This window comes from Nonomuraea sp. NPDC026600, assembly GCF_040638335.1.
Classification (GTDB): Bacteria; Actinomycetota; Actinomycetes; order Streptosporangiales; family Streptosporangiaceae; genus Nonomuraea.
This window is the reverse complement of record NZ_JBEZYD010000018.1, coordinates 34,119-46,391: the sequence shown is the minus strand read 5'-3', so window position 1 is coordinate 46,391 and position 12,273 is coordinate 34,119. Positions and strand designations below refer to the sequence as shown.

The 12,273-nt window shown below is 68.0% G+C and carries 14 protein-coding genes; 8 read left to right on the top strand and 6 right to left on the bottom strand.

The window, feature by feature from the left end; genetic code table 11:
• Positions 1-26 precede the first annotated feature (26 nt).
• Positions 27-314 (top strand): hypothetical protein, encoded by a 288-nt coding sequence (locus AB0F17_RS34495; RefSeq protein ID WP_358031497.1) that lies wholly within the window; start codon positions 27-29, stop codon positions 312-314.
• Between the two features lie 214 nt (positions 315-528).
• Here AB0F17_RS34495 and AB0F17_RS34490 read toward each other — a convergent pair whose 3' ends face one another.
• The 6 genes from AB0F17_RS34490 to AB0F17_RS34465 form a co-directional block, all read right to left on the bottom strand.
• Entirely contained in the window at positions 529-960 is a 432-nt protein-coding gene (locus AB0F17_RS34490) for a hypothetical protein (protein ID WP_358031495.1), read from the bottom strand.
• A 100-nt stretch (positions 961-1,060) separates the two neighbouring features.
• Entirely contained in the window at positions 1,061-1,402 is a 342-nt protein-coding gene (locus tag AB0F17_RS34485; protein WP_358031494.1) for a hypothetical protein, read from the bottom strand.
• Positions 1,403-1,501: 99 nt separating this feature from the next.
• Positions 1,502-6,205 carry a hypothetical protein gene (locus AB0F17_RS34480; protein ID WP_358031492.1) on the bottom strand — a complete coding sequence of 1,568 codons (4,704 nt, stop codon included), beginning with the start codon at positions 6,203-6,205 and terminating at the stop codon, positions 1,502-1,504.
• 346 nt (positions 6,206-6,551) lie between these two features.
• Positions 6,552-6,797, bottom strand: coding sequence for a hypothetical protein (locus tag AB0F17_RS34475; RefSeq protein WP_358031490.1), 246 nt, complete (start codon positions 6,795-6,797; stop codon positions 6,552-6,554).
• A 14-nt stretch (positions 6,798-6,811) separates the two neighbouring features.
• Entirely contained in the window at positions 6,812-7,360 is a 549-nt protein-coding gene (locus AB0F17_RS34470; RefSeq protein ID WP_358031488.1) for a hypothetical protein, read from the bottom strand.
• Between the two features lie 173 nt (positions 7,361-7,533).
• Positions 7,534-8,124: a hypothetical protein gene (locus AB0F17_RS34465; RefSeq protein WP_358031487.1), complete on the bottom strand. Its 591-nt coding sequence runs from the start codon at positions 8,122-8,124 to the stop codon at positions 7,534-7,536.
• A 216-nt stretch (positions 8,125-8,340) separates the two neighbouring features.
• Between AB0F17_RS34465 and AB0F17_RS34460 the strand changes: the two genes are divergently transcribed.
• The 7 genes from AB0F17_RS34460 to AB0F17_RS34430 all read left to right on the top strand — a co-directional run bounded on the left by AB0F17_RS34460 (position 8,341) and on the right by AB0F17_RS34430 (position 12,212).
• The gene (locus AB0F17_RS34460; protein ID WP_358031485.1) at positions 8,341-8,490 is read left to right on the top strand and encodes a hypothetical protein; all 150 of its coding nucleotides are present in this window, start codon (positions 8,341-8,343) and stop codon (positions 8,488-8,490) included.
• Entirely contained in the window at positions 8,490-8,849 is a 360-nt protein-coding gene (locus tag AB0F17_RS34455; RefSeq protein WP_358031483.1) for a hypothetical protein, read from the top strand. Before AB0F17_RS34460 ends, AB0F17_RS34455 begins: the two co-directional genes overlap by 1 nt.
• Positions 8,850-8,935: 86 nt before the next feature.
• Entirely contained in the window at positions 8,936-9,292 is a 357-nt protein-coding gene (locus tag AB0F17_RS34450) for a hypothetical protein (protein ID WP_358031481.1), read from the top strand.
• A gap of 87 nt (positions 9,293-9,379) precedes the next feature.
• Positions 9,380-9,976 carry a hypothetical protein gene (locus tag AB0F17_RS34445; RefSeq protein WP_358031480.1) on the top strand — a complete coding sequence of 199 codons (597 nt, stop codon included), beginning with the start codon at positions 9,380-9,382 and terminating at the stop codon, positions 9,974-9,976.
• Between the two features lie 90 nt (positions 9,977-10,066).
• Entirely contained in the window at positions 10,067-10,906 is an 840-nt protein-coding gene (locus tag AB0F17_RS34440; protein WP_358031478.1) for a hypothetical protein, read from the top strand.
• A gap of 110 nt (positions 10,907-11,016) precedes the next feature.
• Positions 11,017-11,265 (top strand): hypothetical protein, encoded by a 249-nt coding sequence (locus AB0F17_RS34435; RefSeq protein WP_358031477.1) that lies wholly within the window; start codon positions 11,017-11,019, stop codon positions 11,263-11,265.
• A complete protein-coding gene (locus AB0F17_RS34430; RefSeq protein ID WP_358031476.1) occupies positions 11,262-12,212 on the top strand; it encodes an SPFH domain-containing protein in 951 nt (316 codons plus the stop codon). The genes AB0F17_RS34435 and AB0F17_RS34430 overlap by 4 nt, the downstream gene beginning before the upstream one ends.
• Positions 12,213-12,273: the final 61 nt, after the last annotated feature.

Genomic DNA, 12,273 nt, shown 5'->3' with positions numbered 1-12,273 from the left:
GTTCCGCCTGCTGAAAGGAACGCGCTGTGAACGACACCATCGCGCCCGACGTCCTCACCTCGACGGTGCCGCCGCCCCGCAAGAAGCGCCTTGACGTCATCGCCCGAGCCCTCACCCACATAGGCAGCACGCCGACCGCCGACCTGATCGCGCAGCTGGCAGACACCTCCATGCATGATCACCTGCGCGAGAATTCCGCCGCCCTGGCCGACTTCCTCCGCTCGATCACGATCTACAGCCACCCTGGACACGTGTTCGGCGGGTGGAAGGCCGCGCAGAAAGTCCTGCGCCCCGCCGGACTCCCGCACGACTGAACATCGGCACAAAGCAAAGACCCCGCTGGACGTCGCTTCCAGCGGGGTCTTCGTCGTGAAAGGGATGTGCGCGGACCGCCGTCGGATCATCGGGGGCAGCCTCGAGAGGCTGTTTGCGATCCCTACCTCAAGCGTCCGCGCACGGTGTCCTTCGCCCGGCCCATCCAGGAAAGTCAGGGACACGAAAAGGAACGGTGACCACTATATGCGACGATCAGCCGCCAGCGGAATCGCCGCCGTCGTTACCGCTCGGCGTGAGCGGACGCACGGCGTTGTACAGGCCCGACAGCACCGCGGCCGCGCCAGTCTGAAGCGCCAGCAGCCCCAGCGTCTGCAGATCGGCCGAACCGGCAGCCGCCACCGCTACCCCAGCGGCCACGATCGCGGCCGACAGAAGGTTCTGCCAGAGACTGCGATTGGCGCGCAGCGCCACGTCGCCCACACGGCCCCCACCAGCCGGGCGGACCAAGTTGTGCAGGTAGGCCAGGACAGCGGCCAGCGCGGCCGTGCCACCAGACATTCCCAGCGTCTTCAGGTCGGCTCCGTCGCCAGCCGCGGCCAGCGCGGGGCCACCGGCCACAACTGCGGCCGCCACGACGTTCTGAACCAGCGACCGGCCCATGCGCAGCCACGCCTGCGGGTCCATTGGACTACGGTGCATCATTGCGATCCCCTCCCACATCGGATGTCGCGACGGCACGCACCGTGACGTAAAACCGGCCTAACGTCGCGCCGCCCCGGCATGGTCAGCTGCGGCCGAGATACTGCAGCCCCCACCCGAGGACGGCCAAGGCGATGCTGATCCCCATCGAGATCCACACCGCCTTACGCTTCGACCACTCCACCAGCGCGGCCGCCGCCGCTCGCTCCTTCTCCCCGTCGGCGATGCGCTCGGCGTGCTTGTCGAGCTCGGCGCGCATCTCCCGGAACTGCATCGCCACCGAATCGGCCAGCTCGGCATGCCGCTGCTCGCCGGTTTCCGTACGCAGCAGCAGCAGCGCCAGCTGCCCCTTCGTCTCGGTGAACCCGACCTCGAGCAGGCGCCGCACCTCTGCGATCTGCTCCGCCAGGTTGCTGCCATCGCTCACGAACGCTCCCCGCGTTGCACCAGCCCTTGTCAGCGCGGCATCGTGGCCGGTCAGACGCCTAACGTCCAAGCGCGCAGCCAGAATCGTCGCGTCAGACGGTCACCTAATGTAGGAGCCGACCTTGCGGGCGGCGATGGTGGCGATCTCCTGCTCCGACTGACCGCGCTGAGGGTAGACGTTGATGGTGATCGGAGGCTTCTGCGCGACGGCGCCCTCGCGGGCGGGCTGCGGCCGGGCTGCCCGCCGCGCTGACGCGTACAAGGAGCCAGCGCCGCTGGACGTCCCGACCCGGGTACCGTCGACGACGCCGCCCGCGGCGAACCGGGCCAAAGAGCCACGCCGGGCGGCGGAGTTCACGCCGTTGATCCAGCCTTCACCCAGCCAGGAGGCGGCCTCAGGGCGCAGCCACGCTTCGCCCGGGGACACCGCAGCGATGGTGCCGCCCGCCACCAAGCCGCCGCTGGCCTTCTTCTGATCCGCTGGGGGAGCGGCGCGGTTGAGCCCCAGCCAGGAGATGATGCTGTCGATCACCGTGGCCGGGATCCGGCCGATGAGCCGGTTGAACCCGTTGCCGTTGCCGATCGCCTTCGCAGCAGTTGTCTTGAGCGGGTCCAGCACCTTGTGGGCGACCGCGGCGGCGCCCTTCTTCAGCCAGTCAGTCCAGCTGTCACCTTCGCCCTTGCCGACCTGGCCGCCGTTCGCGAAGCGGGGCAGCTGGCCGCGGCGGGCGGCTTCGTTCACCCAACTCACCCAGTCGGCGCCGAGCCAGCGGGTCGCCTCTGGACGCAGCCACGCTTCGCCTGGCGAAACCGCCGCGAGCATGCTGTCCCGGCCAGGGGCATACCCGGGCAGGACGCCGTAGGAGCCGCCCGGCACGATGCCGCCGCGCGCGAACCCCAAGCGAATCTTCGGCAGCGCCCCGAGGCCCACCTTCTCGGCGAGCCAGTTCCACATGGGCACGATTCCTTCGTTGTAGACCGTGTTGATCACGAAGCGGACCGGCGCCTTCGCGATCTCCTGCAGGCCGTCCCAGATCTTCTTCACAGCGGCGATGCCCCTGGTGAAACCGTCCGGGAGGGTCTTCGTGATGAAGTCCCACAGGAACGACAGGGCCGGCTTGATGACCTTGTTCCACGCGAAGGAGATGGCCGAGCCGATCGCGTCCATGGCCGGCTTCACGATCGTGTTGTGGAACCACATGAACTTCGGGCCGAGATCGTTGACGATGAAGTTCCGCAACGCCTGCAGGGCTGGCTGGATGTAGGTGATCCAGGCGGTCTGCACGGCCTTGGTGATGTTGTCCCACGCGGGCTTGATCACTGTGTTCCACAGCCAGGTGAAGACGGGGCCGAGGGTGTTCTTCAGGAAGCCCCAAATGGCGTCCCACGCCGGTTTGATCACGTTGTTCCACGCCCATTGGATGGCCGTGGATATCGCCTTCCACGCCGTGTCGACGGCGTTACGAAACCAATCCACGTTGTTGTACGCCCAGATCACGCCGGCGACGAGAGCGGCGATGGCGAGGACGATCAAGCCGATCGGGTTGGCGTTCAGGGCCACGTTGAGCAGCCACTGCACGGCCGTCCACGCCACGGTGGCGACCTTGATCACGCCGGTCGCGGCGGCCATCAGGAGCTGCTTGCCCTGCGCCAGCCCCGCCTGGAGCGCCACCCTGCCGTACGACACCGCCAGGCTGCCGAGCTTCACAGCACCCTGCACGGCGGCGCCTCCCACCGTGGACAGCACAGTGGACGCCTTCGACACGCCCGTCATCAGCGCGCCGCTGCCGGCCTTGGCCAACGCCACGGTGTACTGGCCGAGAGCGGTCACGCCAGTTTTGGCGGCGCTGGCGACCTTCCCGATGACGCCGCTGCTGTCGGCGACCTTGCCGACGCCCTGGGCCACCTTTTTGCCCGTGCTGCTCTTGGTGCTCGTTTTGCGGTGCTTGCCGACGCTGCTGGTCCGGCCGTCGCGGTCAGGCACATCGACGTCGACGTCGCCGCCGGTGCCGCCCCTCGTGCTCTTGGTCTTCTTCGTCGTCTTCTTCGACGTCTTGTCTGAGCCGCCATCGCACCCGCACCCGCAGCCGCCGCCGTGATCGGAGCCCCCGCCCTGCCGGGACGAGCCGCCGCGTGTCCGCCTCTTGCCGTCGCCATCGTCGCCGTCATCGCTGTTCGAGCTGCCGCCGCCGAACGACTTCGACGCGCCGGTCAGCTTCACGATCGCCTTGCCCGTCGCCAGCAGCGGCTTCAGCAGAAACCCCAAGCCCTTCTGCAGGAAGGACAGCTTGCCGACGAGCGTCGCGACGGCCAGGGCGAGGCCGCCGATCAGCAGGGTCCACTTGAGGATCTCGCCGATCACGGGCGTGTCGGCCCACTCGGTGAGCTTGGTGACGATCGCCTGCAGAACCCCGACGAACCAGTTCAGAGTGCCGCTGTTGACGATCTTCTCAACGAGGGCGCCGACGAACTTGACGACGCTGACCAGCAGCGTCCCGGCCTGCCGCAGCAGCGGCACCAGATTCGCGAAGAACTCGGCGAATCTGGCCTGCGTCTCCGGCTTGTTGATCCAGGTCTGGAACTGCTCGGCCGCGACCGCCAGGTCCTCCAGCAGCGTCCCTCCCGAGGGGGCCGCGAGCTTGATGATGCCGAGCAGGCCACCGCCGACGCCCTTGACGATCCGCCACAGTCGCGAGGCCGCTTCCCACGCGGCGTCGAAGTAGCCGGCCAGCTCACTGTCCTTGCCGCCCGCGCTGACGCGTTTCGTCCACTTCTCGAACCGTTCGGCCAACTTGTCGACGCCGTCCGCGAACCGGACCACGTACGGCGTGCTCACCCGGACGATCTTGAGGAGTCCGCCGAAGCCGGACACGGCGGCCCGTCCGAACGAGCCGGTCGCCTTGGCGTTGCCGTCCATGATGGCGGCGATGTCCAGCTTGGTCTGCGGGTCCGACACCAGGGCGGCGAAGTCCTCGCGGAAGACTCGGCCGATGGCGGCACCGGTCTTGGCCATGCCTTTCTCGACGGTCTCCGCCAGGCCAAGGGCCGCCTTCAGACCTGCCTGAATGCCGGGCAGCATGTTCCGCTGCACTGCGTCGCGGATCCCCTCGCCGGCGGGCTTCAGCTGGTTGACCACGAACAGGGCGAAATCGCGGCCCTCCTTGGTCAGCTTGCCCATGGCGGTGGCCGCGGCCGACGTAGTCGCGCCCTGCTGCTTGGTTGAGTCCCTGGCCGCTTTCTGTGCCTTGATCAACTCGGCTTGGGCGTCGGTGAGCCGTTCGGCTGCGTTACGCGCCTCACGTCGCGCCTGAATTACATCCTTTTCTGCCTCTCTAACCGATTCTCGTGCGGCTTGTTCCGCCTTGGCCGCGTCGACGGCCGCTCGCGCGGCCTGCTCGCGTGCTTCCCCCAGGGCGTACTCGGCGTCAGCGGCGGCTCGCTGGGTGTCCTTGATCCTTTCAAGGGCTGCCTGGACCTCGTCGCTGCCTTCGACGCCCTTCGCATCTGCCTCGGCCTTCTCTTCGGCGAGGTCCGCATTGCGTTCGCGTACCTCCTCCAGCCGCTGAATCGCCTGCCTGTACGCAAGATCAGCTTCTTGTTTGTCCAGGTCAGAGCTGTCGCCGTCCGCGAGGACCTTCTCGAGCCGCTCCTTGGCCCGCTTGATGGCGATCTCCGCGCCTTCTTCGTCCAGCGCCGCACCCTTTGTCGCCAGAGCAAGATCTTCAAGTCGCTCCTGGGCAGCGCGGCGTGCTTCGGTCAGCGCTTCCACGGCCCGCTGGCTCTCTCGATGCGCCTCCGCCACCCGCCGCTCGGCCAGCTCCACCGAGCGTGCCGCGTCCCGAAGTCGCTCGGCTGACTCCTCGGCGATCGCAGCGACCCGCTGGCGTGCCTCGCTGACGCGGTCCTGCGCCTGCTTGATCCGGTCCTGGCTGGCGGCCTCTGCCTCGGCGGCATCGCGGACGGCGCGGCGCGCGTTCTTGATTCGCTCGGCCGCTGCTTCCTGGGCCGCCGCGTACGCGCTGGCCGTCTGCCCGCCAGCGGCCTGCTTAGCGCCAAGCGCGGTGACCGCCTCGCCGATTCCGGAGAAGCCCAACATCAACGCGCCCAGCCCTTGCCCGGCCGCCGCGGCGATCCCCGGAAAAACTCCGATCAGGCCGATGGCCTGCCCGGCGCTGGCGGCCAAAGCGAGCAGGCCGCCGCCCGCGGCCGCTGCGGCCGCTGCGAGCAGGCCAAGCCCGGCGCCCTTGGCCGCCACCCCGGCGAGGCTGGTGATGATCGACAGAGCGGCACGAGCTTCGCTGCTATCCCGCACCGGGATGGTGATCGGGTTACGCCGGGTGTTCTGCCGCAGGTCGTCGATCTGCTTGCGCAGCGCGGCGATCTGGGCGTGCGCCTGCTCCAGACGCGCCTCAACCTCGACCGTCACCCGCGCCTTCGCGTCACGCGCGGCCGCTTCCACCTCCGCCCGCATGCGGCTGGCGTCCACGTCCGGCGTGACGCCGAGTCGGATCTCGCGGCCGGAGGACTCACGCAGCGTCCGCTCCAGATCGGAGCGCACTCTTTCGGTATCCAGCGTGGCCCGCAGCCGGATGTCATCGATGCGCGACGTCAGGTCCTCGGCCGCTTCGATATCGGCCAGCAGCCGCTTGGTGTCCAGCTTCGCCAGGACGTTCGCCTGGACCGCCTTCAGCCGGGTATCGATCTCCTGCTGGAGCTTCTTCGGCTTGAGCGTCGAGGTGTCCGCGACGACGCCCATGCTGATGACGCCGCCGTCGATCCCCTCGACATCGCCTGCATCGGCCATTGCACCCTCGCCCCCCGGAGGAAATCCGCAGGTGAGAGTGACCTATTCGGGGCCTTACGTCCCGCAGGGCCACGTTGCGTCGGGACGATGCGTCCCGCTGGAGCCGCCCCCGGCAGCAACGCCGAACGGATCTACTTTGTACAGGCGCCCAGCCAGGGCATTTAAGCCTGCAGACTTAAATGCCGTCAACCACGGCGACAACGACGCGGCAGTGACACAACGGTGATCATCAGCGCCGAAAGGCACACCGTCGTCCAGGCTGACGAACGCACGACCGGTTGTCCGTGAGACCGGTGTATTCAAGCCTGCAGGTTTGAATACACCGGTGAGGGCTCGCTCCCAAGGCTCAGGTGATCGTTTGCGCGCTTGCCGCCATGACGGCGAAAGCCCGATCCATGCCGGCCTGGCTCGATCCGGCGCGGGAGGCTTTCTTCACCCAGTCCGGCCGGCGGAACGTGCGCGGCTTCTTCCTGCGGTGATCCGCAGCCAGGACGCCGATCTCCTCGCCCAGCTGGGCGAGCAGCTCGTCCTTGCGGTCCCACGGGTCGGCCCGCTGATCGGGCGTTTGGTGGACGAGCGCGTCGTGCGGCAACCGGTTGACGAGAGCTAGGAAGCGGCGGACTCCGAGGAAACCAGGCTGGGCGGGAGCTCGCCAGAGTCCGCGGAGGTCAACGCTGGGGTAGTGGTGGGCGAAGTCGCTGTCGATGTCGTCCCACCGCTGGAGATGGCGGAGGACTTCGGGGATTCCCCCAGGCGGAGCCCATAGATGCTCATCAGGCCCTTGCCGAAGGCGATCACGTCCGGCAACGACGGGCGCGCCGCCAGAAATGCTTCGTATCCTTCGTCGCCCATGAGGCGGCGGCCGATCTTCTTGACGGCCTCCAGGACCTCGTCGGGCAGGCGCTTGTTCATCACCAGCAGGTCGATGACGGTATCCAGGACGGACACGGTGGCCGCGTCGGCGTCCTGGCCTTTGAACGCGTCGATCGCGGTGCGGAAGATGAGCGCGATGTCCACGTCAATCTCCGTCAGCGGCTCCAGCGCGTCCAGCGGCAGTTCCGGCGGCAGTGTGCAGATGATCTGGCCGCGGAATCGCAGCGGGAAGGGGTCGCCGGCGGCGGTGCGTTCGGCTCGGGCGGCATCCAGGTCGAGCATCCCCGTGAGCTCCTCATGTGCAGGCGGGAAGGTGGCATGTGCCGCTGGAAGGTAGAGATCGGCTGGGCTTACGTCGCTTCACCGCTTGGAGCCCACGCCAGGGGCCGTGACAAGGCGCCGCGGGCGTGAACCATCAGCGTTCACGCCCGCGATGTCGTGCTGCGGCCCCGGGGTTACGGAGCCGTGGGCGTCGGGTTGAACGCTGCCCACGACTCCGAGATGACGTCGTAGTACGGGGCACCGACATCCGAGCCCAGCACGCTGAGCCGCAGCGGCAGCGTGGAGGAGCTCGTCTTTTCAAAGGTCTGCTCCACGCCTTCGGCCTGCTCCGCGCGCGGGATCATGCGCCGCATCCGGCGCAGAGGGCCGTCACCAAGTTCCAGACAGGCAGCGACCTCGACGCGCTGGCCAATGGCGGGTGGGGTGAACTTGTAATAGGCGGTGCCGCCGCCGCTCGGCGTGACCTTCTCCACCGCTCCGCCGCCGTAGACCGCCTGAAACGACTGCAGCGTCCACTCCAAAAGATCAACTTCGAGTGTGGCGTTGTCTTCGGTCTGCCAGCGCTTCACCGGAAAGTTGCTCTGGTGGGCTCGGGTCTCCTCAAACTGCGGATCCGTTGACCAATTCAACGAATCCGGCGTAAACATTCCGATGTTGTACCAGCCGGTGGGCATCGCCACCGTCGGGCCGTCCGGAGCGACGGTGCCCACCGGCGCCAGCCACAGCCTGGCCACCTGCGCGGTAAAGACGTTCTCGGCGCCCACAGGGGTCCTCCCAGCCACTTGTCACGCCCGCCCCGCGAAGGGACTCGGCGTGTCGGGTTGGGGACCCGGCGTGCACAGTACGTAGCCGGCCGGTTTACGTCGCGGCTGCTCACTCAGGGGCGCGACGGGCCGGCCACCGGACCAGACGAACGGCAGCCGCAATGCTCTGACCTGGGTAATGCGACGTAAGCCGATGTTTCGGCTACATGTCCGGGCATGGTCACGACCATCGCCCTCGCTGCGCCGCCGCCTCGCTCCGCCCGGTGGCGCTGCATGCTGTCGTGCGTGTTGCGACGAAGCCGGCAGCCGGCCGCGCTCGCCGCCTGGCGACGCCACTACCTGACCAAGCACTGGGAGCGGCTGTGATGGCGGACCTGCCGGGCACGGACACCGCCGTCGCGCTGGTCCAGTGGGCCGTCGCGGTCATGCCGGTCGTCGGGGCCGTGGCCACGCTGACGTACCTGATCGGTGTACGCGTCGGACGGAGCCGTCAGGAGCGTGAGGTCAAGCGGCTCAAGGCGCGGCTGGCTACGTTCGCTACCGTGCTGGCTCCGCTTCCGGCGGCGATGCGGTCAGGGCAAGGTGGCGCATTCATCCGGCGCGACCAACTCGCGACGCTGGCGCTGCTGGTCGAACACGAAGGTCCCGACGGCGAACAGCTGGTTGAACTGGAGCGGTCGCTCGCTGATCCGCCTGCGCTACCGCCGAATGGACATGAGAAATAACTCTCCTGTACTGTCAGTCTCGTTGAACGGGGGATGCGATCCCTGATTCGACATTCGCCCCCTCCCCGCCATCGAAAGGGATCCTCGTGGTCTTCGAGCGCCTGCCGTTTCACGGCTACCTCGCGGTCGAGCTGAAAAGCCTCGGCTTCGACGACGGCGTCCGCGACATCCGCGCACGCGGCGATCTTTCGTCGCTGCACGTGGTCACGTACCAGATGCGGCACATCGAGATCGCCGTCAACGAAGACGACGGCAACGCCACGATGCGCCTGCACGACGAGAGCGACGTCGCCTACGAACGCGGCAGCGTCCCCGTCGCCACCTTCGACGTCATGCTCCCGCCGAAGGCGATCGCCGCCGTGGTCGCCATCGTCCGCGACTGCGAGGAAACCCGCGACCGCCACGAGTGGCTCATGGGACGACGCAGGGCCGCGCTCATGTAGCCCCGCCCCCACGTGTCGAACGGGCGGGCTGATCCCCGCCCCTTCCCGCAACGCCTTCCCTTTCGCCCTTCCCAAGGAGTCCCCCTCTTGAGCACCATCACAACCGACTGGATCAGCTGGCTGCAGGCAGACGCATGGGCCTACCCGTTCGGGTCGAACACCGCGCCCACGAAGATCTCCGACCTGCACCCTTCGGAGGCAGCCTCAGCCCTCCAGTGGATGACATGGAACGCCCAGCGCGCCGCCCGCGAATTCGCCTCCCTCACAATCCGTACCCCCGTCCCCGACGGAGTCGGCGAGTGGTGGCCGCGCTCGCCGAAGGACCGCACCCGCATCCGCAAGGCGTACGGGGAGTGGATCACCACCACGCCGCTCGCGGTGAAGCTGAAGAAGCGCACGACCTTCAAGGGCGACGCGTCCAAAACGTTCGAACTGAGGGACTCCGACGGCACGCCCGTAAGGATGACGTGGGGTGATCTGCGGCGCATCGCCACCAGTCAGCCCCCCGACGCCCTCGTCGTCCTCTCCAGCGACAGAGAAGGCAACAGCTTCCATCCGCTGATCGCGGTTGAGGTGTTCGCCCACTTCGTCGAAAGCAAGTACGCCACCGACAACGAGGTGCACGGCAAGGCTCAGCCCAAGAGCGGCAGCAAGCCCTGCATCGTGCTGTGGCCTTTCCACTAGCGCCGCCTTTCAGTCGCGCCGCCGTCGGCGGCGCGGCCACCCTTCCCCCCGCACCTCACTTCCGCACGCCTGAAAGGTCCCCTCCCTCCCATGAACTTCCTGTCGCTGCTCGGCCAAGCCAACGTGTGGCTCAACCGCCACGGCGACGCCGTCCCCATCGACGACCTGCCGACGGACGACGCCTGGGCAGCTTTCGGCTGGCTGCGCGACCACGCCGTCAGCCTCGCCGCGCACGTCCTCGATGAGTTGCTCGACCTGCCCGAGTGGCCGCAATCCGACTGGCTCCCCGCCTCGCCCGACGACATGATCGCGCTGGGCGGCAATGCGCAGCCGTGGCTGAAGGCCACGCCACTGGCCCAGAAGCTGATCAAGCACGGCAGCAGCCGCACCGAGACCATCGACGGCGAAACGGTGACCTTCCGCGCCCTCAGCATCGGCGGCATCCGCCGCTGGATCTTCACAGGCTGCATCACCGCTGGCGGCTACGCCTCCTGGCAGGACGCCGCCGTTGAAGCCAAGCTGCAGCTCACAGGCCAAACGCAAGGCAGGCTCGCCGCCCAGCGCGGCCACCACGTCGAGCGGAAGGTGCACCGCGCCAACTGGACCAAGCACCTGACGCCGCTGACGGAGAAGGGCTACAGCGGAGAGGTCGTCATGTTCTCCTACGATCTGCTAGCTGACGATTGGCCCCCGCGCCCGCCGCGCCGCGCCGCGACCCTGCTCGCCGCATCTCCCGACTGGGCCGCAGCACTAACCCAGAGCGACCACGACCCGTTCGGCGACATCCGCGACCTTCTCCAGCAGCGCGCCGAAGCCCAGCAGCGCGCCGACCGCTCCAAGCGGAAGGCCGACACCGCCGCCGTCGACCGCCTGTCGGGTGAGATCGCCGACGCCGTCGCCGTCGTCCTCGACGGATTCACCGAGCTGTAACGCCCCGCAGGCGGGAGCCCCGCGCTCCCGCCTGCCCTTCCCTCCCCTCATGAAAGGACCCTCATGCCCGACCCATGGGCCCGTACGGCGCGCCACCCCAGGCGAACCCGATGAGGGCGCAACTGCTCGTCGCCCTGATCGCGATCGCCATCGCCGCCGTCGCCGCCGTCGCGATCGTGTGGATCACCAACCGCGCCCGCAACGCCAGCGACACCCGCCGCACCCTCAAGCACGCCCAGAGCACGCTCGACGAGGTCTACAAGATCGCGCTGGCTGCGCTCGGCCTCGACAACACCGCCGCCCTCATCGAGGAGCGGATCCGCACCTACTACGACTCCCAGATCAAGGACAGCCGTTGAACCGCAAGCCCCTCCCGATCCTCGCCCTCGCCGCCCTCGCAGTCACCGCGACCGCCTGTGCCAGCGTCAACACCGAACCCGACGAGGTCGCCGTCGTCTACAACGGCGGCATGGGCTCAGCCACCAAGTCCAAGGGCTGCGCCGCGGTGTCCTCACGCAAATCCGTGGACCCGACGGACAACACCTGGACGTACCCGGCCGGCCAGCGCACCTTCAGCTTCACCGGTGAGAAGGACGCCGAGTCCAGCCCGATCCAGGTCGTCTCGAAGAACCACGTCCCGCTCACTATCAGCGGCTTCGCCACCTTCGCCCTCAACACCGAGTGCAAGACGCTGACGCAGTTTCACGACAAGATCGGCCGCAGCAAGAAGGCGTACCTGTACGGCACCGACACCCCCGCGAACTCCGACGCGCCCGACTACAGCGGCTGGCGGACGACGCTGAGCGTCTACTTCAAGGAGCCGCTGCGGCGCGCCATGGATGCCGCCGCCCAGGAGTTCGACGGCGAGCCGCTCTACAACGACCCCACCACCAAGGAGAAGTACGAAGAACGCGTCGGCATCCTGTTCTCCCAGTTCATGACGAAGGCCGGCGGCAACTACTTCTGCAACCCGAACTTTGCGGGGGCGGGCGAGTGCGGCCAGGTCGTGCTCACGCTGCAGAAGCCCATCCCGCCGCAGCGCTTCGCCGACGCGATGGCCAGCAAAGAGGCCGCCAAGCTGGAGAAGGCCGCCCAGGAGGAGATCAACGCCAAGGTCGACACCGAGGCGAAGGCCATTCAGCGGCTCGTTGACCTGCTCGGCAAGGACGGCGCCGTCGCCTGGCGTCAGGCCGACCTGGCAGAGAAGCAGAACGACCTGCTGAGCAAGGCCGTCGAGAAGGGCCGGGTCCCGGTGTACCCAGTCCCGCAGAACAACGCGCTCACCCTGCCCACGGTCAAGCCGTAACCTCCGCCCGGCCCGCCGCCCCGCGCGGCGGGCCGGGCCTCCGCCCAGTTCCCGTACGTAC